At 41.3% G+C, this 23,871-nt stretch carries 30 protein-coding genes; 13 read left to right on the top strand and 17 right to left on the bottom strand.

All coding sequences use genetic code 11. The features are described from left to right. The first annotated feature begins 52 nt into the window (after positions 1-52). On the top strand, positions 53-1,843 hold the full coding sequence (locus tag OQX62_RS05540; protein ID WP_265830419.1) for an ABC transporter ATP-binding protein: 1,791 nt from the start codon (positions 53-55) through the stop codon (positions 1,841-1,843). 69 nt (positions 1,844-1,912) lie between these two features. After that, positions 1,913-2,239 (top strand): DUF3276 family protein, encoded by a 327-nt coding sequence (locus OQX62_RS05535; RefSeq protein ID WP_265830418.1) that lies wholly within the window; start codon positions 1,913-1,915, stop codon positions 2,237-2,239. Positions 2,240-2,302: 63 nt separating this feature from the next. Here OQX62_RS05535 and OQX62_RS05530 read toward each other — a convergent pair whose 3' ends face one another. Then, positions 2,303-2,719, bottom strand: coding sequence for a hypothetical protein (locus OQX62_RS05530; RefSeq protein ID WP_265830417.1), 417 nt, complete (start codon positions 2,717-2,719; stop codon positions 2,303-2,305). Between the two features lie 79 nt (positions 2,720-2,798). Further along, the gene (locus OQX62_RS05525) at positions 2,799-3,404 is read right to left on the bottom strand and encodes a hypothetical protein (RefSeq protein ID WP_265830416.1); all 606 of its coding nucleotides are present in this window, start codon (positions 3,402-3,404) and stop codon (positions 2,799-2,801) included. A gap of 125 nt (positions 3,405-3,529) precedes the next feature. Between OQX62_RS05525 and OQX62_RS05520 the strand changes: the two genes are divergently transcribed. Then, a complete protein-coding gene (locus tag OQX62_RS05520) occupies positions 3,530-4,138 on the top strand; it encodes a PAS domain-containing protein (RefSeq protein WP_265830415.1) in 609 nt (202 codons plus the stop codon). On the opposite strand, the gene OQX62_RS05515 is transcribed toward OQX62_RS05520, so the two are convergent. The 5 genes from OQX62_RS05515 to OQX62_RS05495 all read right to left on the bottom strand — a co-directional run bounded on the left by OQX62_RS05515 (position 4,121) and on the right by OQX62_RS05495 (position 6,723). Further along, complete coding sequence (locus OQX62_RS05515; RefSeq protein ID WP_265830414.1) at positions 4,121-5,329, bottom strand: MFS transporter; 1,209 nt, start codon at positions 5,327-5,329, stop codon at positions 4,121-4,123. The genes OQX62_RS05520 and OQX62_RS05515 overlap by 18 nt on opposite strands. A gap of 21 nt (positions 5,330-5,350) precedes the next feature. Next, a complete protein-coding gene (locus OQX62_RS05510) occupies positions 5,351-5,596 on the bottom strand; it encodes a hypothetical protein (protein WP_265830413.1) in 246 nt (81 codons plus the stop codon). A gap of 298 nt (positions 5,597-5,894) precedes the next feature. Then, positions 5,895-6,068, bottom strand: a complete 174-nt coding sequence (locus tag OQX62_RS05505; protein WP_265830412.1) for a hypothetical protein — start codon at positions 6,066-6,068, stop codon at positions 5,895-5,897. A 25-nt stretch (positions 6,069-6,093) separates the two neighbouring features. Continuing rightward, positions 6,094-6,492, bottom strand: a complete 399-nt coding sequence (locus OQX62_RS05500; protein ID WP_265830411.1) for a (deoxy)nucleoside triphosphate pyrophosphohydrolase — start codon at positions 6,490-6,492, stop codon at positions 6,094-6,096. Further along, positions 6,493-6,723: a hypothetical protein gene (locus OQX62_RS05495; RefSeq protein WP_265830410.1), complete on the bottom strand. Its 231-nt coding sequence runs from the start codon at positions 6,721-6,723 to the stop codon at positions 6,493-6,495. It lies immediately after the preceding gene. Here OQX62_RS05495 and OQX62_RS05490 point away from each other — a divergent pair. Further along, complete coding sequence (locus OQX62_RS05490; protein ID WP_265830409.1) at positions 6,710-7,234, top strand: hypothetical protein; 525 nt, start codon at positions 6,710-6,712, stop codon at positions 7,232-7,234. The genes OQX62_RS05495 and OQX62_RS05490 overlap by 14 nt on opposite strands. Positions 7,235-7,539: 305 nt before the next feature. Here the strand turns inward: OQX62_RS05490 and OQX62_RS05485 are convergent, their stop codons facing one another. After that, on the bottom strand, positions 7,540-7,851 hold the full coding sequence (locus OQX62_RS05485) for a hypothetical protein (RefSeq protein ID WP_265830408.1): 312 nt from the start codon (positions 7,849-7,851) through the stop codon (positions 7,540-7,542). 630 nt (positions 7,852-8,481) lie between these two features. On the opposite strand from OQX62_RS05485, the gene OQX62_RS05480 reads away from it, so the two are divergent. Continuing rightward, positions 8,482-9,135, top strand: coding sequence for a YceH family protein (locus OQX62_RS05480; RefSeq protein WP_265830407.1), 654 nt, complete (start codon positions 8,482-8,484; stop codon positions 9,133-9,135). A 21-nt stretch (positions 9,136-9,156) separates the two neighbouring features. Here OQX62_RS05480 and OQX62_RS05475 read toward each other — a convergent pair whose 3' ends face one another. Beyond that, entirely contained in the window at positions 9,157-9,537 is a 381-nt protein-coding gene (locus OQX62_RS05475; RefSeq protein ID WP_265830406.1) for a DUF4440 domain-containing protein, read from the bottom strand. Between the two features lie 14 nt (positions 9,538-9,551). Further along, positions 9,552-9,983: a nuclear transport factor 2 family protein gene (locus tag OQX62_RS05470; RefSeq protein ID WP_265830405.1), complete on the bottom strand. Its 432-nt coding sequence runs from the start codon at positions 9,981-9,983 to the stop codon at positions 9,552-9,554. Between the two features lie 161 nt (positions 9,984-10,144). On the opposite strand from OQX62_RS05470, the gene OQX62_RS05465 reads away from it, so the two are divergent. The 7 genes from OQX62_RS05465 to OQX62_RS05435 are packed head-to-tail and all read left to right on the top strand — an operon-like array spanning position 10,145 to position 17,505. Beyond that, complete coding sequence (locus tag OQX62_RS05465; protein WP_265830404.1) at positions 10,145-10,945, top strand: TIGR04325 family methyltransferase; 801 nt, start codon at positions 10,145-10,147, stop codon at positions 10,943-10,945. After that, a complete protein-coding gene (locus OQX62_RS05460) occupies positions 10,938-11,966 on the top strand; it encodes a glycosyl transferase (protein ID WP_265830403.1) in 1,029 nt (342 codons plus the stop codon). Before OQX62_RS05465 ends, OQX62_RS05460 begins: the two co-directional genes overlap by 8 nt. 38 nt (positions 11,967-12,004) lie before the next feature. Continuing rightward, positions 12,005-12,484: a hypothetical protein gene (locus OQX62_RS05455; protein WP_265830402.1), complete on the top strand. Its 480-nt coding sequence runs from the start codon at positions 12,005-12,007 to the stop codon at positions 12,482-12,484. A gap of 5 nt (positions 12,485-12,489) precedes the next feature. Then, positions 12,490-13,077: an RNA polymerase sigma factor gene (locus tag OQX62_RS05450; RefSeq protein ID WP_265830401.1), complete on the top strand. Its 588-nt coding sequence runs from the start codon at positions 12,490-12,492 to the stop codon at positions 13,075-13,077. Between the two features lie 11 nt (positions 13,078-13,088). Beyond that, entirely contained in the window at positions 13,089-14,081 is a 993-nt protein-coding gene (locus OQX62_RS05445) for a FecR family protein (protein WP_265830400.1), read from the top strand. 45 nt (positions 14,082-14,126) lie between these two features. Continuing rightward, entirely contained in the window at positions 14,127-16,664 is a 2,538-nt protein-coding gene (locus tag OQX62_RS05440; protein ID WP_265830399.1) for a TonB-dependent receptor, read from the top strand. Between the two features lies 1 nt (position 16,665). Next, on the top strand, positions 16,666-17,505 hold the full coding sequence (locus OQX62_RS05435; RefSeq protein ID WP_265830398.1) for a hypothetical protein: 840 nt from the start codon (positions 16,666-16,668) through the stop codon (positions 17,503-17,505). 26 nt (positions 17,506-17,531) lie between these two features. Here OQX62_RS05435 and trxA read toward each other — a convergent pair whose 3' ends face one another. The 3 genes from trxA to OQX62_RS05420 all read right to left on the bottom strand — a co-directional run bounded on the left by trxA (position 17,532) and on the right by OQX62_RS05420 (position 19,772). Beyond that, positions 17,532-17,834 (bottom strand): thioredoxin, encoded by a 303-nt coding sequence (trxA, locus tag OQX62_RS05430; protein ID WP_265830397.1) that lies wholly within the window; start codon positions 17,832-17,834, stop codon positions 17,532-17,534. A 216-nt stretch (positions 17,835-18,050) separates the two neighbouring features. Further along, the gene (locus OQX62_RS05425) at positions 18,051-19,214 is read right to left on the bottom strand and encodes an MFS transporter (protein ID WP_265830396.1); all 1,164 of its coding nucleotides are present in this window, start codon (positions 19,212-19,214) and stop codon (positions 18,051-18,053) included. A gap of 48 nt (positions 19,215-19,262) precedes the next feature. Further along, a complete protein-coding gene (locus OQX62_RS05420; protein WP_265830395.1) occupies positions 19,263-19,772 on the bottom strand; it encodes a DNA-deoxyinosine glycosylase in 510 nt (169 codons plus the stop codon). A gap of 99 nt (positions 19,773-19,871) precedes the next feature. Between OQX62_RS05420 and OQX62_RS05415 the strand changes: the two genes are divergently transcribed. Continuing rightward, entirely contained in the window at positions 19,872-20,705 is an 834-nt protein-coding gene (locus OQX62_RS05415; RefSeq protein WP_265830394.1) for a S1 RNA-binding domain-containing protein, read from the top strand. A gap of 74 nt (positions 20,706-20,779) precedes the next feature. Here the strand turns inward: OQX62_RS05415 and OQX62_RS05410 are convergent, their stop codons facing one another. Genes OQX62_RS05410 through OQX62_RS05395 form a run of 4 tightly spaced genes read right to left on the bottom strand, consistent with a single transcriptional unit; the run spans position 20,780 to position 23,779 of the window. Beyond that, positions 20,780-21,274, bottom strand: coding sequence for a GNAT family N-acetyltransferase (locus OQX62_RS05410; protein WP_265830393.1), 495 nt, complete (start codon positions 21,272-21,274; stop codon positions 20,780-20,782). Beyond that, positions 21,274-22,065: a DUF3050 domain-containing protein gene (locus tag OQX62_RS05405; RefSeq protein ID WP_265830392.1), complete on the bottom strand. Its 792-nt coding sequence runs from the start codon at positions 22,063-22,065 to the stop codon at positions 21,274-21,276. Before OQX62_RS05405 ends, OQX62_RS05410 begins: the two co-directional genes overlap by 1 nt. A 2-nt stretch (positions 22,066-22,067) precedes the next feature. Beyond that, positions 22,068-23,072: an NAD(P)H-quinone oxidoreductase gene (locus OQX62_RS05400; RefSeq protein WP_265830391.1), complete on the bottom strand. Its 1,005-nt coding sequence runs from the start codon at positions 23,070-23,072 to the stop codon at positions 22,068-22,070. Continuing rightward, positions 23,069-23,779, bottom strand: a complete 711-nt coding sequence (locus OQX62_RS05395) for an AcvB/VirJ family lysyl-phosphatidylglycerol hydrolase (RefSeq protein ID WP_265830390.1) — start codon at positions 23,777-23,779, stop codon at positions 23,069-23,071. Before OQX62_RS05395 ends, OQX62_RS05400 begins: the two co-directional genes overlap by 4 nt. Positions 23,780-23,871: the final 92 nt, after the last annotated feature.

Here is a 23,871-nt window from a genome sequence, read left to right as displayed (position 1 = left end):
TTTAACTAAACAGTTTTCAAAAATCCTCCCCAATTGGCTAACTTTACAGCACATGAAGCACCTCCGTTTTTTAAACAAACATTTCTATAAATATAAGTGGTGGATAATACCAGGCGTTTTCTTTGTCATCATCTCCAATATATTCGGTGTAATTCCCGCCCAGGTGATCGGACATGCATTTAACCTCATTACAGAAAACATCCAGATTTATGGTCTCTTCAATGGTTTTGAAAGGCAGGAAATTATTTATGATATATTCAGCTACAGCCTCCTTTATTTCGGGGCATTGGTGCTCTTCCTTTACCTGATCCGTGGGCTGTTCCTCTTTTTTATGCGGCAGACGCTCATCCTGATGTCCAGGCATATAGAGTTTGATATGAAGAATGAGATCTATGCACACTACCAGCAGCTCAGTCTTGGATTTTATCGCCGCAACAATACTGGCGACCTGATGAACAGGGCTACAGAAGATGTTAACAGGGTAAGAATGTACGTTGGGCCCGCGATCATGTATGCCATCAATACCGCCGTATTGTTTTTACTGATCATTACTTCCATGTATGCAGTTAATCCCAGGCTGGCTACGTTTTGTCTCCTGCCCTTACCCGTACTCGTGATCATTATCTATTTTGTAAATACACAGATCAACAATAAAAGCGAGCAGATTCAGGAACAGTTATCCAGACTGTCCAGTTTTGTTCAGGAAAGATTTTCAGGAATCAGGGTGATTAAATCCTATGTACGTGAAGATTATACGAGGAAAATATTTGCCGGAGAGAGCGAAACCTATAAAACCAATGCAATGAGTCTGGTTAAAGTTCAGGCATTGTTCTATCCAACGATGCTTTTGCTGGTCGGCCTCAGTACCATATTAACCGTTTATATTGGTGGTGAGCAAGTCTTGAACGGCTCCATCACCGCGGGTAATATTGCGGAATTTATTGTCTATGTAAACCAGCTCACTTTCCCCGTAACGATGCTTGGATGGGTAACTACTCTTGTACAACGCGCTTCTGCTTCACAAAAAAGGATCAATGAATTCCTTGAGCTGAAACCCGATATTATTTCAGGGAAGCTGCCGGCAAAAGCGATTACCGGAAATATCCGCTTTGACCAGGTAAGCTTCACCTATCAGGATACAGGCATTCAGGCACTGAAGGATGTAAGTTTTGATATCGAAGCCGGTTCTTTTGTTGCCATTATTGGCCGTACAGGCTCTGGTAAATCTACCCTAGCCAACCTGATCATGCGGATGTACGATACTGATAGCGGTACAATATCAATTGATCATATGCCATTGCCGCAAATCAACTTGAATTCCTACCGCAGTCAGGTAGGGTTCGTACCTCAGGAAGTATTCCTGTTTTCGGACAGTATAAAAAATAACATTGCATTTGGTTTAGACGAAGTAACAGACGCAGAAATTGAAACTGCAGCAAGAAATGCAGCAGTGTATGATAACATTATCAATTTTGAACTGAAGTTTGAAACGATGCTGGGCGAGCGGGGAATTACCCTGTCCGGCGGACAAAAACAGCGGGTCTCTATCGCCCGTGCGCTGATCGGCTCACCTAAAATATTAATCTTCGACGATTGTCTTTCTGCAGTAGATACCAGAACAGAAGAAGAAATATTAAACAATCTGGGTAAGATGATGAGCGGAAAAACGAGTATTCTTATCGCCCACCGTATTTCAACCATCAAAAAAGCGGATAAAATATTAGTTCTTGAAGAGGGGCGTATCGCCGAGCAAGGCACTCATGATGAACTCATTAACCTGCATGGTATCTATGAAGAGATGTACCAGAATCAACTTCTTGAAGAAGAAAGTAAATCTATTTAACTTCTATTTTGAACTTTACTGATTATTACTTTATATTTACCCGTACCAAAACCAAGATCAATACCAAACATGGGAGAATTTGACAACAAAGAGAGAGAAGAGGTTTTTTCTAAGAAAGTAAGAGCAGGTAAGAGAACTTACTTTTTCGATGTTAAAGCGACAAGAACGGGCGACTATTATTTGACCTTAACAGAAAGTAAAAAGAGACTTGAAGACGGTGTGTTCGTAAAGCATAAAATCTTCCTTTATAAAGAAGACTTTGAAAAGTTTGCTGAAGGACTAACTGAAACAGTGGATTACATCAAAAACCATCAGGACGTAACAGAAAAAAGGTATGAATATTCTGAGAACCATGAAGGCTCCGGTAAAAATCAAAACGACGATTTTTCATTCTAGATTTTAACTATTTACCGAAGCTCCTTAACCAGGGGCTTTTTTTTGGCGTGTCCTGAATTAAGATTAACCTTCTTTCACGCTGCATTCTTTTACAGAGGCAGCTGATATTTCTATCCAGTTTTCTTCCTCAGATACATTCGACCCAAGAATAATCTTTTTATCTCGCTGTAACTGATCCTCAATCTGCTCCAGCAATTCATGCGAAATCGCTTTGTTCAGTATTCGAACCGGCTCGTCTAATGCTTCCGTTTTAAGTTCCAGATCGTAGATTCCCGAAACCAGTGTCCTGCAAATAATGAATTCTACATCGCTATCCGCTGTAATCTTCTTCAAAGCCGTGAACGCATTGATCACCTGATCAACATTCGCAGCCTTAAAGCCCAGTACAATAGATGGATTCAGTGCAGGATTTTCGTTGTCAGTTGATAAATATATCTCATCAACATCCGCTAATATTGATTCTATTACTAATCTGTCCATAAAAATTTCTTAATGTATACACTAAAAAGGATTGAACAGGGTATATTGTTTGCGCTAAAAAAAAAGAATTGATTTTAAATTATTCAATATGCTCCAGCTGATTTTCGTCTTCTGCCAGCGCAGTGATCAGATTATGCAAGAGGGCAACATTTTTATTATCAGTTTCCAATTTATTCGCAAGCAGGTCATCAACAATTTCAAAGAACTCATCATATACCTGGTCATAGATTTCCATCTCCTTTAATACCAGTTGCCGGGTAGCATGGTATAAAAGCTGATAAATATTATAATATAAACCGTTCAGATCATTCAGTACATCAGTATAAGTCTGACCTTCATAATCGATCATATAAGCAAAAAATACATCCGCTGCCAGCTCTCTGAATTCTTCATTATCCAGCACCTCATACTCATCAAGATTATTAATCAGCATATAACTTTTCAGGCACTCTTCAACCTTGTGAATAGATTTAACTACCACCTTTACCGCAGGATCCCCTAAGGTCTCCAGCAACTCAAAATCAGCATTCGAGATCGTATCCAGTTCCACCAGCCCCTTTAAATCAGGCAGCTCCTTTTCAAAAGCAAGGAGATAACCGTACTCGCAGAATTTGATAGACACGAAGCTCAGAATCTGCGCTATCATCCCAATAAACTGATCCTCTGTGTATTTTTTATCTGACATAAAAACTTTTTAAATCTATAAGTGTAATTTATAATACGTAAATCGCCGATTATTGAGTAAGTGGTTTTTCATATTAAAAAGCACAAATGTATAATTTATTAGCTACATCCCTATAATACTTGTCTATGCAAAAATTTGAAGAGATAAAAACACTTCTTGATAATTCCAGTATTTATTACCTGATCGCTGTGAGTATGGACAGTACCTACAATTATGTAAACTCCCGCTATAGAAGTATATTCGATGGCATGCATGGTAATCTTATTGGTCAGCATTATTCTGTAACGATTCATCCTGATGACCTGCATATCTGCAATACCGTCTCCTCTCAGTGTTTCAGTGATCCGGAAAATGTGTATCCCGCAGTAATCAGAAAGCATGACGGTAAAGGTGGTTTTATCATCACCCAATGGGAATATAAGGCAATGTTTGACCAGGATGGTCAACCAGTAGGGATGTTTTGCATAGGGCATGATATTACGGAATTTATGCAGGCGAGTTTTGATTTGAAATCAGCTAATGAGTCACTCATAAAAACACAGCTCAGTCTTGCACAAATCACCTATATACAGTCGCACTGGGTTAGAAAACCAATCGCAAATATCATGGGCTTAACCATGCTGCTGGAAACGATGGAAATGGATCCTGCAATCAGGGGTATCTTTGACAGAATTGATGAAAGTGCAAAAGAACTTGACGAGGCCATCAGGAAAATGTCAATCAGCACCAAGTAACCTGAACCCGTAAGCACAGGCAGCAAGTAACAACACCAGTAGACACCATAGCCAATTGTAACCAAAGTGTTCTGCCAGATAAAATCCACTTGCAGGGCCAATTACCTGGGCTACCGACCAGCTTAGCGTATAACCGGCAGCATACTGACCACGGTTGCCACTATTGGTCCTGCTCATCACAAAGGTGTTAATAAATGGCAGTGCAAACATCTCCCCCACCGTAAACATCATCATCGATAATACGGCAAGAATAACGGAAATAAGTCCTGGCAGCATCAATATCAGGTAAGAGGACGCAATCAGCAGCACTCCTGTCATGATATAAAACACAGGAGAACGCTTATTCTCTATTTTACTGATCATTACCATTTCAAACAATGCGATAATGACACCATTCATCCCCAGTATGATGCCAATCACCATCTCATCCAGATGCCACTCTTCCTTATAGAACAGCGGTACTACTCTGAACATCAGAAAAAAACAGGTGGTTAATAAAGTGGTTAGCAGTAAAAATTTAATAAATAAGAAATCCTTCCAGGGTTTTACAACAGCAGCATCAGCCCGATCCTCCATTGTTACCCCAGCATGTACCTTCAGGGCAGGCAACAGAAACAATATCAGTGCTCCTGCCAGGATGCTTACCGATCCATCGATCACAAAAAGCAGTTGGTAATTAAAAGAAGCTACAATCCCTCCCACACTACTTCCAAAGGCCCAGCCCAGGTTAGTGGCCAGTCGGTTAAGGGAATATGACCTGGTTTGTGTCCCGGGGGCAGCATATGTGGCTATGGCCGCGAAATTGGCCGGTCTGAAAGCCTCCGAGAAAAAACTGATTACAATTGTCAGTATACATAAAAAATGGAAATTTGTCAGCGTGGAGAAAAAGATAAAAAAGACACCTCCAATTACAGAAGAGACGATCTGTACTGTTCTGAAGCCAACTACGTCAGTTAGCTTTCCACCCGTTGTCGCACCAAGAATAGAGCCTATTCCAAATAAAGTGATAATCAGACCTGCATCGGAGGGCGGGCGGTGCAGATACTGTGTCATGTACAGGCTCATAAAGGGGACTGCCATAGAACTGCTCCTGTTGATGAGCATAACCATACTCAGTAACCATGTTTCCCTGCTTAGTCCTGTAAACGAATTTTTATAGGCAAGGCTGAACTGGTTAATGATTCCGGGCATTGATTTATTTGTAAAGGGCTTTTATGGGTGAAAAAATCTTTGATAGGCCGAGAGAATCATCTCTCTGATCTCTTCAGGCAAATCACTATTTGTGAGAAAATTCAGTTGCCCGGTAGTACTATCTAGTATAAAATGATCATAAATACGTTCTGTTTCCAGTGACTTCTGGATAGCCTTTAATCCGAAATAGATATAATATTCCTTTTCAATTTCATTAATAAGACTGTAAAACATATTCTCTTGACTGGTAAGGTCAGCGTTTTTCATTCCTCTGTTCAGGTTGGTTTAAATCAATTATTTACACATACGTGAAATAAAGGGGGTTCAGATCTGGTTTTATCACCACAAACTTACAATACATGAAGGAACATATCAAATAACTGCATAGAATATGCAGTAAATATCAGAAGGATTGAAAATATTTTTCACCGCGCACAATAATAAAGATATTTACTCGTCTATATACCTGAGAGCGTTAATTAGATAACGGGGAGCAGCCGCCTGGCTGTTCCCCGTTTCTTATTTCAACTGATGCTGTAATCCAGTCCTTTTAAAGTTTAGAAGATTATCTCCTGTTTTCAGTAGCAGGAGAAGTATTCAGCGCAGCACGCTGAGGTGTTCTGCTGCACTGGCCTAAAGCCATATAGATAATAACAAATATTACAATAGTAGACAGGCAACCGCCCCCTAGTTTCTTCGCGCCCCAGCCGGCTATGATCGTTTTGAAAAATGAGTTCATAAATATAAATTTATTACAAAACAGCCTATGACGGGAATAGTTTTAACAAGTAGGCTTCCAGCACCGGAATATCTGCCGCCGCCCAATCCAGCGCTGTCAATTCATTAGCCGGCAGCCATAAATAGGCAGCATGTTCATGGAGTATGATTTCTCCTGCCACAATTCTGCACAGAAATGGAAACAGACGGATGGACTGCATTCCATCATTATACGCACTGGGCAGCATAACATCAGTAACCTCAACCTTCACACCCAACTCTTCCATAAGCTCCCTGATCAGGCATTCTTCTGCAGTTTCCCCCTCCTCTATTTTACCGCCCGGAAATTCCCACTTCAGAGGAAGACGCATAACAGCACTCCTCTGAGCGACCAGCACGTTATAATTATCATCCAGAATTAATGCACAAGATACGTCAGTCATCATTTAAAGATATTGATTAATGGGACAAATATGTAGTGATTTAGCCGAAATAAGACAGAAATGCCGCTCTGCAACAAAAATCAGGTGGCTGAAAATGATACTTTCTGTCGGCACATCCACCTTATTGGTCGGCACATTCACCGCATTAATAGAACGCTCCCCTAATTTGCCTTCTGATGGCACATCGTTTGGAATATACCTGATATAAAACACACAAATAATGAAAAGAATCATTTTAGCTGCAATAATCGGAGTAGCTTCGTTAAGCAGCATCAGCACTCAGGCACAAGTAAATGTTAGCGTTAATATTGGTTCACAGCCACAGTGGGGACCTACAGGATATGATCATGTAGATTACTATTATCTGCCAGACATGGATGTGTATTACAATGTACCCGCAAAACAATATGTATACCTGGAAAACGGAAGGTGGATTACAAGAAGAAGTCTTCCCTCAAGATATAAAGATTACAATCTGTACAATTCTTATAAGGTTGTAATGAATAATCCAAAACCTTATTTAGCTCACCAGTCGCATGTTCAGCAATATAGCAAATACAAAAACTACAAAGGACAGCAGGGCAATATAAGAGATAGCAAAGACAGCAGATATGCATCCGCCAGGAGTGGCAGAGTGCAAAGCAATACAAACAGAGTGGCAGCCAGCAAGAATAATAACAGTAACGCTGGAAAAGGCAATAATTCCAATAGGAATAACAGGTCTCAGGGTAACAGACAAAGATAAATTTCACACATCACCCCAGGCCGCCAGTATTTAAAAACTGGCTGCTTTTTTGTTTCCCACAGCTTTCCACATAGTATTCCACATTTTATGTTGATAAGTCTGTTTATCCACAACGTTATTAACAATAGATGTGGATAACAAATAATCCGGAAATGTATAATGTAAAATTAAGCATATTATATCTTGATAGAGATCTGTAGAACAATACGTTATACAAAAACAATTTTTATAAAAAAAATAAATATATGTTAATAAAAAAGCCGGATTGCTCCGGCTCTCTAACGATATTATAATTTGAATGAGGCTTATTGAACAACCACACCATCTTTATTGATTTTAATAAAAGCAACTTCAGTTCCTTTTTTAACATCTATATGGTAGTATTGTGTTTTGTCAGCATTGGTTACCAAGAACGCAGCAGTTGGTGCCCAGTCTTTGTAAGCATCTGCTTTTAGCGTAGTTGTCACGGGAGCAGGAAGCTCTTCAATTTTTACAGGTACTTTCGTAGTACTGTCTTGTCGAATGGTAATTGCTACCGGCTCTTTAACCGCCGAAGCTTTTACTGTTGATATACCTGCGAATGCTAATACTGTTGCTGTTAAAATTAAGTTTTTCATAAAATTTGTTTTTTTGATAGCAATGAATGATATGATATAAATCTTTCTTACGACCTGTTAAATTCAATTATTAATTCTGAACAGTATAGGTTCATAATAGTGCCAGTACTGGCACAATAAATGAAATAACTGAAAATCAGCAAATTAAAGATAAAGAGAGAAATTGTAATTGTAGCAATAATCCACACATTGTTGAATTATTATTCAGAACTCATTAAAAAGGATGTAAAAGGAAAATGCTGACATCCATCAGCATTTTCTTTTATTAACTACCTATTATAGGCCGAAGCCTATTTCTTTCGCAGTTTATATAACCTGCACATTTTCAAAAATCAATTCTGACGACAAATTTTATGATCAGAATTCAAGAAATAAAAAATATGTTACAACAAACTAATCTGGTAAAGCGCTAATCAGATAAAATTGCATCAATTGTCTATTTAATTCCGAATATATAACAAAAAACATACAATCAAAACACATAAACTACTTTTTTTTTGATTATATGAAAAAAAATCTGACTAAAATGCATTTCCAACTAATTGACGCCATTTTAGCCTGCTAAATCTTTGGATAAAACTATTTTAAATCTTCATCGCTGCCTTTTTAAATATTTATATATTTATGGGCATGGAAACCAGCGAATCAGTAATCATACTTTCTGCAGCAGAACAACGTGTTCTGGGTGCACTGATAGAAAAAAGCAAAACAACGCCCGATTATTATCCAATGACTATTGCTGCACTGACAGCAGCCTGTAATCAGAAAACATCCAGGAATCCGGTAGTGAACTATGATGAGGAAACAGTAACCCTTACCCTCAATGCCTTAAAAATAAAAGGCCTGACAGGAACTGCAACAGGAGCCGGTAGCCGCAGTACAAAATACAAGCATAATCTGGCAATTGTATATCCTCTCTTGCCCACAGAACTGGCTATACTCTGCCTGCTCCTGTTAAGAGGTCCCCTGACCCCCGGAGAGATCAATACAAATGCTGCCCGGCTATATGAATTTGATACGATAGAAGATGTGCAGGAGATCCTGCAAAAGCTGGCATCAGACCAGCCCCCTTATGTAAAACAACTGGAAAAGAAACCCGGTCAAAAAGAAGCACGGTATATACATTTGTTTGGAACAATAACAGAAACTCAGGATACAACGGAAACGACAAACCCGGAAGGCTCGACGCCGGAAGCAACCAACAAGCTGCTGGAAGAGCGTGTGGCACGATTAGAGCGGGAACTCGAAGAAGTAAAAGAAATGCTGAACCTGCTGATGAACTAGCAGGTTCAATTGGCGGACATCTTAGTCGAGCGACACAAAAAGTTCCGACTGGGTCATCCACATGCCATTAACTTTACGCCACATTGCCGCATAATTGCCGCGGAATGTCTCATTTTTATAATTCCATGTGCCTTTTTCCCAGGCAATCACCTTACTGTCACCCATCACAATTTCCTCAGGCAGGCGCTCAAAAACCGGCGGTACCTTCACGGCAAACATCTCTGTCCACACCTTACATAACAGTTTCTTTCCGACGTAAGACGTTCCTTCTCCCGAAATGACCACAATATCGTCCATCCAGTATTTAGCCACGCCAGCCACGTCCTTTTTTATAATTGCTGCATTTGATGCATTTCTGGAGTTCAGGATCTCATCAGCTCCCGACAATTCAATTTCATTCATTATCTCAACATATTTTATACCGGGACATGGAAAGCACGCCTTGCAATCATTTTCCACTGTCCTCTAGTCTTTTTCCACACCAGCACTATACCCAAATGGATATTCGCAGGCTTCCCGCCATCATTTGTATCGGCCACGAGTAAATGTCTTACTACGGCAACATCACCTGTTACCGAAATTGTCTGATCATTCAGCTGAATCATCTTAAAATCAGATTTCCTGGTGGATATCGCCGTCACAAAAGATGCCTTATTTTCTATTTTACCACCAGAGTGACCATAAGTCAGGTCGTCTGATAATATGCTTTCCAGCTCCGCTTTATTACCACTGATCATCGCGGTCCGTAATTTCTCTACTCCCGCAGCCACCTCGGCTTCATCTTTACTTTGTGCTTTAGCATTTATCAAAATAACACTCAACAGCAGTAATACAGCTAATCTCTTCATAAATCTATATTTGGTTTTTAATTGACGTTCCTATCTCCCGGCAACGATTTAAAGTTATCAATAATAAAACCGGTTCCCTCATAAAATTTTCTTATTTCCTTATAGGACCTTTTCAGGAAACAGTTGTCATGCACATGAAAACCCGAAATCACTAAGGCATTATGTTCAAACTGTTTTCCTCAAAACCTAAAAAACCGCAATACGGCTGGTTTGGAAATTATCCATCATGGCAGGATGTCTCTGCCGCAGCAGGCGGATATGATCAGGCAACTATCCTTAACAAAACAAGAGATGCCCTGCTGCAGGTAAAAAACGGAACGGCAGTTTATGAGCGGGACTCTGTTTTATTTGACAAAAAAGAATATCCTTTCCCATTGATGGCTTGCCTGCTAAAAAGTGCTGCGTTAAAAAAGAGACCAATTCATGTCCTCGATTTTGGCGGATCATTAGGCAGTACCTATTACCAGGTAAAAGATTTCATTGGCACAGCTGTTTGTTCCAGCTGGAATATTGTTGAGCAGGATCATTATATCAATTGCGGAAAAGAGAATTTTGAAGACGAACATTTAAAGTTTTATGCTTCAATAGATGAATGCCTGAAAGATAAAGAAATCGATCTGATCCTGCTGTCAAGCAGTGTGCAGTATTTGCCGGAACCACACGCTTTTCTTCAACAGCTTAACAGCTATGATTTTGACTTTATTGTATTTGACCGTACTGCATTTCATTACGGACCAGCAGACAGGCTCACTTTACAAACCGTGCCACCAGAAATATATGACGCATCATACCCCTCATGGTTCTTTAATGAACATAACTTTTTGACACACTTTAACAACAAATACAACATTATCTGTGAACTGCCTCCTTATGTAGAAGGCGAACAGATCATGTTTATTGACAACCAGCCGGAAGGCTTCAATAAAGGTTTTTATCTTCAAAATACGACCAGATATGCTTAAATTCTGTACCCTATTTAACACCACCTACCTTTCACGGGGATTGGCCATGTATAATTCATTGAAACAGCATTGTGAAGATTTCCATCTGTACATCTTTGCTTTTGACAGCAACAGCTATGAACTGTTGTCCAAAATGAACCTGGAACATGCCACTATTGTAAGCCTCCGTGAATTTGAGAATGAAAGACTGCTGAACATTAAAGGCGGCCGGACTGCCGGAGAATACTGCTGGACCTGTGCATCCTCTACCATAAAATATTGTATAGCAGCTTTTGATCTGGATCACTGCACCTATATAGATGCAGATTTGTTGTTTTTCAGTGATCCAACTGCGCTGGTAGCAGAAATGGGTGAGCAATCAGTGCTCATTACAGAACACAGGTACACACCTAAATACGATCAAAGTGCTACAAGCGGTGTGTACTGCGTACAATTTGTCACTTTTAAAAACAATGCAGCTGGCATGGAGGTATTGAACTGGTGGGTAGATGCCTGTATAACCTGGTGTTTTAACAGAATGGAAGACAATAAATTTGGAGATCAGAAATATCTTGACGACTGGACTACGCGGTTCGACTGCGTCCATGTATTGCAACACCTTGGCGGAGGTGTTGCACCATGGAACGTTCAGCAATACAGTTTTAATGATAAGGCTAAGGCAGTTAAAGGCACTGTAATGGAAGGAAATGAAAATTTCGATCTTGTATTTTACCATTACCATGATTTTCACTACCTGAAAGGAGACAATTATTGTTTATCAAATCCGGTATATATACTGGACAGGAACGTAGTTAAACACATTTATAAACCTTATGCTAAGGCGCTGTCCACCGCCAAAGCACAAATATTTGACGTAAATAAAGAAATTACCGCACATGAACTGGTAGATGACCTCCGCTGGATCAAAGAAGTAATCGGGCGTTCCGTTCTATTTTTCCTGCGCGGATATTACAAGAATTTTTACCGTCAGCGGTCTATAGAACAAAGTTTTCTGAGTATAAAAACATTTAACATCTTTTAAGTCATAATTAGTATTTTAGCCTTCTGTTTTGAATTCAAATGAAGGTGAAAAAGCTGCTGTTTTATGTACTGCCAGGTGTGATTTTAAGTATATGTATCCTGTTGTCTTGTAAAAAGCAACAGGTTGAAGAGGAAGCGAAGCTTGAGCCCCCTATCCGTACCTATATCATTACGGCGCGGATCGATAAAAAAGGGACAAACGTTGCTTCTCCTGGTGTTGGAGTTTTAAAGGGAACATATGATGAGCAGCTTAAGCTGCTCACCTATACATTGGTTTATGATAGCATCACCCCCTCACTGATTACACTGAGAAGTGGTGCAAAAGGAACAGCTGGAGAGCTGATTCGTGAGATTTATAAAAACAAGGATATACCGCCGGCAAAACTTCCCCTTACGGGATCTTTAACGCTTAATCCTTTACAAGAACGTAACCTGTTGAAAGGGCTTTGGTTTTTAGCCATCGGCACGCCTGCTATTTCACCGGAAATTTCAGGGAGCCTGACCTTAAAGCAGAAATAAGCCGGATGAGCAGAGAGCAGGAGATTATTGATGCCATCAGGGCAAAGGATAAAAAGGTGTTTGAAGCCTTATATAAAGAACATTACAGGCAGTTATTTGCGGTCGCCCTCCGTTATGTACGTCAGGCGACAGCGGCAGAAGAGATTGTACATGATGTATTCCTGATGATCTGGAATAAAGCTGAGCAGCTGACCATCCAGTATTCGGTAAAAAGTTATTTGTACAAAGCGGTGGTAAATGCATCGCTCAATTATATAAAAAAAGAAAAAACAGAAAGCGGCAAACAGGAAGTATACATGAAGGTACAGGTTCGTGATGAACAGGAGCAGGAAGAGCGGGAAAGAAAGGAATCTTTGCTATTGAGCCTGGAGAAGGCACTGGATATTCTCCCTCCAAAATGTAAAGAAGTGATGTACTTAAGCCGCTTTGGAAAATTAAAACAACAGGAAATCGCAGCTCAGATGCAGATATCTGTGAAAACAGTTAAAAACCATCTTACCTACGGCTTCCAGAAATTACGTGAACACCTTGAAAATCAGCAGCTGAATATATGGTTGGCAGCGCTGATTTTATTAAAATACTGGAGGCATTAATATTGCAGGCTATGAAAGAGTTTGAAACAAACGAAGAATTTATTTATTCACTGATTATTGACGATCTGGACAATTCCATTAGTCCGGATCACAAACACTTGCTGGAACAGTGGCGCAGCTCAAGTGTGGCGAATGAAAGCACCTACCGGGAATTTGTCTCCGTACAGCGAAATATAGATCAGTTGTATGAACAACAATACTATACTGCACAGGAATCATGGGCAGTACTGGATAAAAAAATCAGTGCCGCAGATGACAACACCCCGGTTGGCCGCAAAAGTGGTACAAGCATCTGGTTCAGCATTGCAGCATCTGTATTACTCGTCTTTTCTATCGGCTATTATTTCTTTAGCGATAGTCGTTATACCGTAGTTAAAAATGAGATGAATGCTGCAGTGAAAAGCGTTTATCTGCCCGATGGCACACAGATTAACCTCAATGGCGGAACAACTTTAAGGTACGTCGCCAGCCAGTTTAACACTAAACGTCATGTTGAACTGTTAAACGGGGAAGTGTTTATCCACGTCGTACACAAGAGCAGGTATCCTTTTATAGTTGATATGGGAGAGGTACAGGCACAGGATATTGGTACCAGCTTCAACATCATTAAAAATAAACAAGATGTAACCCTTACAGTGGAGGAAGGTAAAGTTGCACTCAAACAGGTTAAAACCGAGAAATCTATTCTGCTTGATGGAGGAAACACAGGCATATATCATTCAGGAACAGGTGAGCTTGTCGCAAAGAAAAATGCGGATGTAAATTATAAATCATGGATGGATAAGGATTTTGTTTTCACAGAAACGCCCCTGCTGGAAGTCGCCAGCCAGCTGAGTAAAGTTTACCATACCCCGGTCACCATTTCAGGCAATCAACTCAAAACAAAAAAATTAACCGCCCACCTGCATTACCAGACGCCCGATAGTGCGCTGAACGTAATCGCTGCAACTTTACAATGCAGCATCAGCAATACAAAAAATGGATATACCCTTTCTGCAGATTAAAATTATATATTAGCGCTGCCAACACCACAGCGGCGATGATAGGATATGTTGAACAAAATTATTGCACTGTGTTTATTTGTGATCATTCTGCAAACAGGTAAACTATCTGCACAGCAAGCCGGCGTATTGAATAAGCCCGTTAGCATTCACTTAACGGCAGATTCGCTGATTGCTGTTTTATTAAAACTGCAAAACAAGACGAAATCAAGTTTCTCGTTCGATCCCGATCTGCTCAGAAAATACCGCACAACACCTATCCATGCCGATCAAATGCCGCTCAGTACGCTACTGGAAAAGGTGTTTACCGATCTACCGCTCACTTTCAGCCTGGTGGGCAATGATATCGTAATTACTGAAATTAAGCCAGTAATTTATACCCTCCACGGTCATATCCGGGACATGGCCAGTGGTGAGGCTATCATCGGCGCCACGGTATTTGTCCCCGCACTTAAAGCAGGAATCCTGACCAACCAATATGGCTTTTATTCCATCAGTATTCCCGCCGGAAAACATGAAGTCAAGATCTCCAGCCTGGGTTATGAAACCAAAACAGTTACACTGATATTAAATAAAGAACAGGAACTTGAAGCGGAACTGACTGCCGTTGCCAATAACCTTGCTGAAGTTCACATCCGGCAAAATTTAACACCAAATCCACTGTTGCTGAATGCCCAGAATTTCACACCTGCACAACTTAGCCACACTGCTTATTACGCCGGGGAAACGGACGCCGTAAAAGCCTTGCAGATGCAGAATGGTATCAAAGCAATTTCCGAAGGGAGCTCCGGACTCTTTATCAGGGGTGGAAATTCAGACCAGAACCTGATCCTGCTTGATGAAGCGGTGATTTATAACCCCTCACACCTGTACGGACTGGTATCAGTATTTAATCCCGATGCGATCAATAACCTGCAGGTTTACAAAGATTATATGCCGGCAAACTATGGCGGCCGGCTCTCCTCTGTGATCGAAAACCGCATGGCCGAAGGAAACAACAAAGAATACCATCTCAATGGCGGGATCAGTTTAATGTCGGCCCGCATCGCTGCAGAAGGTCCTATTGTTAAAGAAAAAGGTTCTTTTATTGTGGCTTTCCGCAGAAGTTTGCTCGACGTATTCCATAACAAATTCAAGCTCTTTAATCCAAGCTCTGTTTACTACGACCTCAATGCCAAGGCAAACTACAAACTGAACAGCAACAACAGTCTTTTCTATTCCATCTATGGTGGAAAGGATCACCTCTTGTCAGAAAATTCTTTCAGCAATAACTGGGGAAATATCACTTCTACCCTACGCTGGAATCATTTATTCAATGCCCGGCTCTTCCTCAACGTATCTGCTATCTACAGCAATTACAGCAACCTGCTGGATTTGAATGCCGATACACTTTCCAGCAAAAGTCAGTGGAGCACCGGCGTGAAAGACCTTACGCTAAAGGCCGACTATACTTATTATTATAATCCACAAAATCTGATTAAATTTGGTCTTACCAGTACCTACCACCGATTTATTCCCGGGGAAACCAACAAAGCTATCAGTACCGAATTTAACATCGCTAAAGACAGGTCCCTGGAATCTGCCGCCTACTATCATCAGCAAATTTACATCGGTCGCTTTGCCCTAAACTACGGCTTAAGGTTAGGTATATTTAAAAATGCAGAGGAGCGCCTTGATGTGTTCGATGAGAACGGTAACCGCCTGGAACAGGAAGACCACAAAACATTTATCAATCCCGAACCGCGTGTAAACATCAGCTACCTGCTCTCCCCAAAACAACGTTTTTTCCTTACTTATAACAGGAATTACCAATACCTGCAACTCATCCAAAACAGCACCCTGGCCTTTTCATCCCTGGAACCCTGGATACCAGCATCTGCCACCATCAAACCACAGCACGCAGATCACTTCTCTGCCGGCTATAAATATTCGCCAAACAGCTTTTCCCTGCTGATGAATGCTTATTTAAAAAAGATGTATCATCAGCTGGATTTGATTGGCCATGCCCAGATCATTCAGAACCCGGATATCAGAAATCAATTGAAAGCGGGGCAATCCAATGCTTACGGCCTAGAAGTGGAGATCAACAAAACAGAAGGTAAGTTTACAGGAGTTCTCGCCTATACCTATACCAGGGTGTTCCGCACCATAGACGGAATCAATGAGGGTAACAGGTTTGCCGCTAATTATGACATCCCTCATGAGCTGAAGCTGACTGCCACCTACAACTTTAACAGCAAGCTTTCCGTACAGTCATTTTTCACCTATGCTACAGGTCGCCCGCTCACCTTACCAACAGGATATTACCAGCATGACGGCATCAATGTCCCTATTTTTGAAGGCAGGAATACTTCCAGATTCCCTGATTTTAGTCGCCTGGACCTATCTGCACAATATAAAATGGAATCTCCTTTATCTAAAAAACGAAACCTGGGCAGCACAATTTCCGTAGGTATCTATAACTTATACAACAGGAAAAACCCTTTATATTATCATTTGAATACAAACGCAGCAGAACCGCAGAAAAGTGCATTGGAATATGCCTTCGGATTTTATCCATGGGTGGCTTACAGCTTTAAAATTTAACATGAAACAACCATCATTTATCCTCCTGTTATTGCTGCTGCAATTCCTTCTGGTTTCCTGTAAAAAGAATTCCGATGAATTATCCTTTGCTGCGCCCGCACGTCAGTATGACCTGGCCGTTGAAGGAGGAATGAATACAGCTAATACCAGTCAGTTTCTCCGGCTTAGTAAACCTTCCACTAATCCGGATTCATTACCTAAGCCAATCAGAAAAGCGGTTGTCACTGTAAATGATGGTAAAAAAGATATGGTATTCCGGGAAACCAGCACACCTGGTGTGTATTCGGCTCCAAAAATTGCTGAGCCCAATTACAATCAGGCCTATACGCTCACCATCCGCTATAATAATAAAACTTATACAGCAGCAGATACGTTAAGACAGGTGGTGAATATCATCGATGATTTCCTACCCTTTTCCGTTACTAAAACTGCTGACGGAAAATATAACGGCACCATTCCTAAACATACATTCGGTTATCTGAATCCAAACAAATGGTGGATCAGCTATACAGGCATTCCTGCATGGAGCACCGAAAGATTTGACCAGGTACAATATTACAACTATACTCACTTTCTTGGTTCTCCAAATTCATTATACCCCCTAACCAATTTAAAACGCACTTTTAGCCTTGGCGCAGAGGATGTCATTTTGATCTACAAAATCTCCATCTCTGCAGGTTATGCCAAATATTTGTACGGAGTATTTTTAGAGACCGACTGGAACGGGCTGTTCTCCAGTGTGCCGGTGAATGCAGATGGAAATATATCAGGCAATGCCCAGGGATACTTTTATATGAGCGATGTTGACCGTCGGGTTTACCGCATGAAGGAACTGAAGTAAGTGTCTCAAATCATTTATCAGCCTCTTTAAGAAGCCGTATGTCTTTCAATAATATTCTGCAGCTGGTTGGCAGGGATTACGCCCGACTGACGCCATTTAATCTCCCCATTTTTAAAGAGAATCAGTGTAGGCACACCCTGGATCTGATATTTACCAGAAACCGCAGGATTTTTATCTACGTCCACTTTTAAGATCGTTGCACTCTCCCCGATCAGGCCTTTCAGTTGTTTCAGGATAGGAGCCATCATTTTACAGGGTCCGCACCATTCTGCAGAAAAATCTACCAATACCGGTTTATCAGAATTAATGATGTCAGCGAAGTTTGCCATGATGATATGTTTTAGTCAATAACATTCCTGTTGCAGCTATTGTTTGAGTAGCCAGATTAAACGCAGAAATCCGGTAATAAAAGAAACGGGGATATCGTTTTCACCATATCCCCGTTCATCTAAATTAACGCTCTCAGGTATATAGACGCTCCGGTTTGAATATTATTGTATAAGCGCTCAATTTTTTTTAATTATTTTCTGAAAGTGGCGTCAAAGCTATACCTCTTCCGCCAGCACGGATTTCTGATACTTAAAAAACAGCTGCGAGATAGGAATCAGCATCAGTCCGCAAAAACCGAACACAATAAAAGAAACCCTCAGGTTAAATGCATGCGCCAGGTATCCGATCAGCGGCGGACCAAGCAACATACCCGTAATGGAATAGGTAGCGATAATGGAAATAGCCATTCCCGGAGAATATTTTTTAGAGGCTCCCGCAAGGGCGTAAGACATTGGAATTACAGCCGCAGTACCAAAACCTACCAGCGAAAAACCAATCATGGCTGTCCAGAACTGCGGCACAATAATCGCCAGTCCAATTCCCGAAACAATAAATGTAGCACTCATGATATAGGTGGCAGGCATGCCGAATCGTGAAATAATGATATCAGACAGGAACCTTGAAGCTGCCATAAAGGTCATAAATATCAGGTAGCCGTAAGTAAAGATTTTTACATCCAGCACTTCCTTAAAATAGATCCCGCTCCAGTCGAACATTCCCCCTTCACAAATCGCAGAGAAGAATACAACCAGTCCCAGGTAAAGTATATACGGATCCGGCTTCCCCACAATAATCTTATTCCCTTTCTCTGCCCGGTCATTTTTGAGCAGATAGCGGTAAGAATAACAGGTAATCAGTAAAGTAATGATGGCAACTATTAAAAAATGCGTTTGAATAGGGGTATTAAACTCCAGCAAGAAAGTAGAAAAAGCTACCCCGGCAATACCTCCTGTGCTCCAGAAACCGTGGAAAGAACCGATGATCTTCTGACTAAATTGCTTTTGTAACGTGATCGCCTGCGTGTTCACTGAAATATTGAAGATCCGCGTAGTAAATGCAAACAATACTACCGCAGCTACCAGGCTAATGGTAGCATGTGTAAACCCGATCAGGGCGAGCGACAGGGCATTTAGGCCATAACCTACCGCCAGCGGCACACGACTGTTATACTTTGATACCAGCCAGCCGGAAATAGGCAGACCTAGCAGGGAGCCTATCGGCATCGCCAGTAAAATACTGCCCAGCTCCGCTTCATTAAAGCCAAAGGCCATTTTAATCGTTGGAATCCGTGATGCCCAGGTGGCAAAACTGAATCCGGACATGAAGAAAAAAGTACTTAAAAATATCCTGTGTTTGTTCTTTGTGATCGTAGTTGTCATTCCTGCGCAAATATAAGCGATCAGGTTTTTTTTATTCAGCAATAAAATTTATTTGACATAAAGCAGCAGCTCCTTCCACAATTCCAGCTTCTGATCAAATGTTTTTGAGGCATTTGCACGACTCGGTGAGGGCAGCAGATGATAAGTCTTACCTTCACTTTTACCCACATGTTTGAGGTAAAACTTTTCCGCAGCTTTGCTGTCAAAGAAAACATGCGCAATCTCAGGATGCTCGCTATAAAATAAAGCAAAGTCATTTACCACTTCATTTTTGATATTGCTGTCCAGACTACCTACACAGGTGCAGGATTCCAGCACGTCCCATAAAGCAATTCCATGCGCCAGTAAAAACCTTTTCCTTGCTTCATAATCAGGTTCAACAGCTGCATCAAAAAGCGTATAGATCAGCTTCCAGAAATGGTTCCCCGCATGTCCGTAATATTGCTGCATTAACAAGGAGCGGTCGCCCGGCATAGTGCCCAGCAAAAGCACGTTACAAGTCTCGTCTACTATTGGTGGAAATGCCGTTTTAACCGGAATGATGCTATTGTTGTCCATATATCTATTAATAACGGTATTAACGTTTTTATATTAAAAATGTTCTGCCGCCCATTCTAAATGATATTGCTACCTTTGCAGATCGAATAACACAATACCATGATACAGATAGGACAATACAACGAACTCAGAATTACAAGCAAAACAGAAGCAGGGCTGATCCTTTCAGACGGTGATAAAGAAGCCTTGTTACCATACAACCATGTGCCAAAAGATGCAGAAACAGGCGATAATATCAATGTGTTCGTTTATATGCATAAAGATGGCAGGCTGCATGCTACTTCGCAGAAACCCCTGGCTTGTGTAGGTGATTTCGCTTATCTGACGGTTGTAGAAGATGGAGAGAACGGTGTTTTCATGGATATTGGTATCGATAAAGATATTTATGTACCTGAAAAGGAACAGAAACGCCCGATGTTTAAAGGTGATAAACATGTGGTTTATGTTTTCCTTGATGACAGTAACGACCGTATGGTGGCTTCTTCGAGGCTAACCAACTTCGTAGAGGAAGAGGAAATCAATTTCGAAGAAGGTGATGAGGTGAGTTTGTTAATTGCGGACCGCAGTGACCTGGGTTACAATGCCATCATTGATAATAAATATATAGGCTTATTATATCAGAATGAACTATTTGATCAGTTGAATCCCGGCGAAGTAAGAAAAGGGTGGATCAAGAAAGTACGCGTAGGCGGAAAGATTGATTTAAGCTTACAGCCGATGGGTTATGGCCATATTCTTGACACTAAGGAAGTCCTGATTAAAATGCTGGAAGAAAACAAAGGTGTAATCAACCTGGGCGACAAAAGTTCACCTGAGGATATTTATGACCTGCTGAAGATCAGCAAAAAGGCATTTAAGAAAACTACGGGCGCTTTATACAAGGAAAGACTTATCCTTATTGGTGATCATGATATCAGGCTGATCTCTGAATAACTCAGCAGCTGAACAGCTATTATAATCTGCAGCTCATTTAAATACGGAATGAGCTGCAGATCCTGTTCAACAGATCAGGAATTACCCCGCTTGTACAGCATCCAGATCGAACACGAATAATGTCCTGTATTCCCAATCGGACCGTCCAGTAATTCAAATCCCAGTTTCTGATAAGCCGAAACAGCATCTTTCAGCTGTGGCATAGATTCCAGATATATGTTATTATACCCCAGCTCTTCCGCTAAGGTGATGCATTTTTTCATTAATAATTTACCCAGCCCTTTACCCCGCTGTTCCGGAATCAGGTACATCTTTACCAGCTCCACCGTATCTTCCGGCAAACCGTCTGTAGGATAAATCCCTACACCACCAATCAGCTTTCCATCACTATCCAGCGCAACATAGTAGCAGCTTTTTTCTACCCGGAAAGCTTCATACAGCCGGTCAGTACTTTCATCAAAATAAGCCGTACCCGGAATGTTCAGTCCAAACTCTGTCAGACTATTCCTGATAATCAGCGCCATGGCTTCATTATCCTCCGGTAGTATTTCTCTGATCAGCACCTCCATTAAGCAGGTACATTATTTTTAGTATTTACAATTTCATTGTAAACGCCATTCCACAGGTTAATACGTTGCTGCAGGGATGCAATCGTTACTTCTTCTGCGGCTTTCCAGTAATCTTCATTTTCGCCACACAATTCCGCAGTCATTTCCAGTGCCAGGTGACTATGATGATCACCATCCACCTCAATATGGCGCTCCAGGTAATATTTAATCAGCGATAACTGATCAGGGAATTTTGCATTCAGATCTCTCACAATCGAGATGAACATGTTCGGAATCAGGTCTTCACGACCGAAAGTAAAGGCGGCCGATTGCAAATGAGATGCCTTACCGTCAATCACTTTAAACGTAAATTCCATAAATTCCCTGGCCTCCTGCGGTACATTTGCAATTTCATAAGCCTTAGTCAGGGAGCCTGTTTCTTTTAATGCAACAATAAATTGTGCAATTACATTCGTATCTGCCCCGCATTGCTCCATCGCTTCCAGGTACATCTCGTAATGACTTTTCCTTACTCCCTCACCATCCACATCAGACTCCTCTCCGGCGACAATTTCATTGATCAGGTAACGTGTATTTGCGTTCCCCACCGGAAACCATGGCGTAGTTGTACAGGTCAGGTTGATCTGCAAAGATTTTAATAGCGACATAAAGTCCCACACCGCATACACATGATACTGCATAAATACCTTCAGATCATCCAAATCGTTAATAACCGAGTATACTTTATGATTGATAATTTCCTGTCTGAGCGGCTCAATAACCTGCTGGATCCTTGTGATATGACTGTTCATTGTTATAATATGTGTGTGGTTGCAAAGGTATGAAACTCATCTCCAACCTTCAATATAATTTTGCCTATATGCGTACTGCTTTCCATCAGGCGATGCGCATCTGCTGCCTCTGCCAAAGGAAATACCTGGTGTACTACCGGCTTAATTTTACCTTCAGCTACCAGTGGCCAGATCACTGTTTCAATCTCCCAGGTCAGTTCTGCCTTAAAATCATCCGTCTGTGGTTTCAGCATGCTTCCCGTCAGCTGTAGCCGCTTGCTCATCAGCTGGAGAATATCAATTTCTGATTTGGTACCGGTCATCGCATTGATATAGGCCATGCGACCATCAGGATTCATAATTTCCATATTCTTCAGGGTATTCTCCCCACCCGTCATGTCCAGGATCACATCCATTCCCACAGGTTTCAGCAGCGCCACAAAATCTTCTTCTTTATAGTTCACTGCCATTGATGCACCCAGGCTTTCACAGAATTCACATTTCTCCACACTGCCGGCAGTTGCATAAGCCTTTCCACCCATGGCCACCACCATCTGTATCGCCGTCACGCCAATACCGCTGGTACCGCCGTGTACCAGAAAATTTTCACCCCATTTAAAGCGGGAAGTTTTGAATACATTATACCATACCGTAAAGATAGTTTCGGGCAAGGCAGCAGCCTCGATAAAATCCAGACCGTCAGGAATAGGTAAACACAAACGCTCATCAACCGTTTTGTAAGCCGCATAACCACCACCCGCAACCAGGGCGCAAACCTTATCTCCCTGTTTCCATCGTTGTACATCTGCCCCTACCGCTTCTACTACACCTGCAATCTCCAGCCCCGGGACTTCATTTTCCACCGGTTTGCCATAACCCTTACTGCTTCTTGAAATCACATCACTCCTGTTCACACCCGCTGCCATGATTCTGACCAAGACCTGATTCCCCTGAGGCTCAGGTTTATCAACTTCCATTAATTTCAAAACCTCTGGTCCGCCTTTCTCTGTAATTACGATCGCTTTCATTGTCTGTTCTGTCTAAATAATTGATTTCTTCTAAGTCTTTGCATTGCCTTTAATATTGCCGGATAACCAGCAGGTTCATAATGATGATCACCCGGCAGCAGTTTCAGAAAAAAGTTTTTCTTCTGTAGCGCAGCCATAGGTTTAGGATCTTCATCTTCACCATAAAAGCAGAAAATATGTACACGTGCAGCTTCAATTTCAGGCTGCACTTTATAAGGCCGGTCGTCCGCCGCAATGTTCAGCAGGTCTGAGGTATGCACCATGAAATCTGAGGAGGCAAAGGGCGACAATAATTCGAGCGCTACTACACGGTTTTTAAGATGTGCAGGCAGCTTGTTATAGATAAAAGGGACTACATCGGCGCCAAATGAATAACCGCAGAAGTAGATCCTGTTTGTTTTATATTTTGCAGCGTATTTATTGATCAGCAATACGATATCGTCCGCTGTATGTGCCGGTGTTCTGGCCGACCAGAAGTAACTCCTGGAATTAAATCCTATGGTCTGAAAACCCTGTTCCGAAAAGCTTGTTGCCAGCCGATCCTCAAAATCAAGCCAGCCGCCATCACCAGAGAAAAACAACAGCAGTTTTTTGGCCGAAACATCAGTAGCGGGATAAGCAATCACAGGTAAATCAAAATCGTCCGTTTCTATTCCATGGTGATTGGTTTTTCTGATTTTCTGAAAAACCCCGCAACCTGAAAGCATGAAAACTATTATCAACCACCAACCCTTTTGCCAGAAACCCATTACCATTTAATACATAAAATCAGGAATATTCATCAACCATGCCAAATTGA

The sequence above is a fragment of the Pedobacter sp. MR2016-24 genome (assembly GCF_026239655.1).
Classification (GTDB): Bacteria; Bacteroidota; Bacteroidia; order Sphingobacteriales; family Sphingobacteriaceae; genus Pedobacter.
The sequence above is the reverse complement of the archived record's forward strand: the minus strand, read 5'-3'. Positions and strand labels throughout refer to the sequence as shown.

What these genes read in the sequence shown, in the direction of transcription:
- OQX62_RS05540 (WP_265830419.1), top strand. Translation starts at nt 53, where the DNA reads ATGAAGCACCTCCGTTTTTTAAACAAACATTTCTATAAATATAAGTGG.
- OQX62_RS05535 (WP_265830418.1), top strand. Translation starts at nt 1,913, where the DNA reads ATGGGAGAATTTGACAACAAAGAGAGAGAAGAGGTTTTTTCTAAGAAA.
- OQX62_RS05530 (WP_265830417.1), bottom strand. Translation starts at nt 2,719, where the DNA reads ATGGACAGATTAGTAATAGAATCAATATTAGCGGATGTTGATGAGATA.
- OQX62_RS05525 (WP_265830416.1), bottom strand. Translation starts at nt 3,404, where the DNA reads ATGTCAGATAAAAAATACACAGAGGATCAGTTTATTGGGATGATAGCG.
- OQX62_RS05520 (WP_265830415.1), top strand. Translation starts at nt 3,530, where the DNA reads ATGCAAAAATTTGAAGAGATAAAAACACTTCTTGATAATTCCAGTATT.
- OQX62_RS05515 (WP_265830414.1), bottom strand. Translation starts at nt 5,329, where the DNA reads ATGCCCGGAATCATTAACCAGTTCAGCCTTGCCTATAAAAATTCGTTT.
- OQX62_RS05510 (WP_265830413.1), bottom strand. Translation starts at nt 5,596, where the DNA reads ATGAAAAACGCTGACCTTACCAGTCAAGAGAATATGTTTTACAGTCTT.
- OQX62_RS05505 (WP_265830412.1), bottom strand. Translation starts at nt 6,068, where the DNA reads ATGAACTCATTTTTCAAAACGATCATAGCCGGCTGGGGCGCGAAGAAA.
- OQX62_RS05500 (WP_265830411.1), bottom strand. Translation starts at nt 6,492, where the DNA reads ATGATGACTGACGTATCTTGTGCATTAATTCTGGATGATAATTATAAC.
- OQX62_RS05490 (WP_265830409.1), top strand. Translation starts at nt 6,710, where the DNA reads ATGAAAAGAATCATTTTAGCTGCAATAATCGGAGTAGCTTCGTTAAGC.
- OQX62_RS05495 (WP_265830410.1), bottom strand. Translation starts at nt 6,723, where the DNA reads ATGATTCTTTTCATTATTTGTGTGTTTTATATCAGGTATATTCCAAAC.
- OQX62_RS05485 (WP_265830408.1), bottom strand. Translation starts at nt 7,851, where the DNA reads ATGAAAAACTTAATTTTAACAGCAACAGTATTAGCATTCGCAGGTATA.
- OQX62_RS05480 (WP_265830407.1), top strand. Translation starts at nt 8,482, where the DNA reads ATGGAAACCAGCGAATCAGTAATCATACTTTCTGCAGCAGAACAACGT.
- OQX62_RS05475 (WP_265830406.1), bottom strand. Translation starts at nt 9,537, where the DNA reads ATGAATGAAATTGAATTGTCGGGAGCTGATGAGATCCTGAACTCCAGA.
- OQX62_RS05470 (WP_265830405.1), bottom strand. Translation starts at nt 9,983, where the DNA reads ATGAAGAGATTAGCTGTATTACTGCTGTTGAGTGTTATTTTGATAAAT.
- OQX62_RS05465 (WP_265830404.1), top strand. Translation starts at nt 10,145, where the DNA reads ATGTTCAAACTGTTTTCCTCAAAACCTAAAAAACCGCAATACGGCTGG.
- OQX62_RS05460 (WP_265830403.1), top strand. Translation starts at nt 10,938, where the DNA reads ATGCTTAAATTCTGTACCCTATTTAACACCACCTACCTTTCACGGGGA.
- OQX62_RS05455 (WP_265830402.1), top strand. Translation starts at nt 12,005, where the DNA reads ATGAAGGTGAAAAAGCTGCTGTTTTATGTACTGCCAGGTGTGATTTTA.
- OQX62_RS05450 (WP_265830401.1), top strand. Translation starts at nt 12,490, where the DNA reads ATGAGCAGAGAGCAGGAGATTATTGATGCCATCAGGGCAAAGGATAAA.
- OQX62_RS05445 (WP_265830400.1), top strand. Translation starts at nt 13,089, where the DNA reads ATGAAAGAGTTTGAAACAAACGAAGAATTTATTTATTCACTGATTATT.
- OQX62_RS05440 (WP_265830399.1), top strand. Translation starts at nt 14,127, where the DNA reads ATGTTGAACAAAATTATTGCACTGTGTTTATTTGTGATCATTCTGCAA.
- OQX62_RS05435 (WP_265830398.1), top strand. Translation starts at nt 16,666, where the DNA reads ATGAAACAACCATCATTTATCCTCCTGTTATTGCTGCTGCAATTCCTT.
- trxA (WP_265830397.1), bottom strand. Translation starts at nt 17,834, where the DNA reads ATGGCAAACTTCGCTGACATCATTAATTCTGATAAACCGGTATTGGTA.
- OQX62_RS05425 (WP_265830396.1), bottom strand. Translation starts at nt 19,214, where the DNA reads ATGACAACTACGATCACAAAGAACAAACACAGGATATTTTTAAGTACT.
- OQX62_RS05420 (WP_265830395.1), bottom strand. Translation starts at nt 19,772, where the DNA reads ATGGACAACAATAGCATCATTCCGGTTAAAACGGCATTTCCACCAATA.
- OQX62_RS05415 (WP_265830394.1), top strand. Translation starts at nt 19,872, where the DNA reads ATGATACAGATAGGACAATACAACGAACTCAGAATTACAAGCAAAACA.
- OQX62_RS05410 (WP_265830393.1), bottom strand. Translation starts at nt 21,274, where the DNA reads ATGGAGGTGCTGATCAGAGAAATACTACCGGAGGATAATGAAGCCATG.
- OQX62_RS05405 (WP_265830392.1), bottom strand. Translation starts at nt 22,065, where the DNA reads ATGAACAGTCATATCACAAGGATCCAGCAGGTTATTGAGCCGCTCAGA.
- OQX62_RS05400 (WP_265830391.1), bottom strand. Translation starts at nt 23,072, where the DNA reads ATGAAAGCGATCGTAATTACAGAGAAAGGCGGACCAGAGGTTTTGAAA.
- OQX62_RS05395 (WP_265830390.1), bottom strand. Translation starts at nt 23,779, where the DNA reads ATGCTTTCAGGTTGCGGGGTTTTTCAGAAAATCAGAAAAACCAATCAC.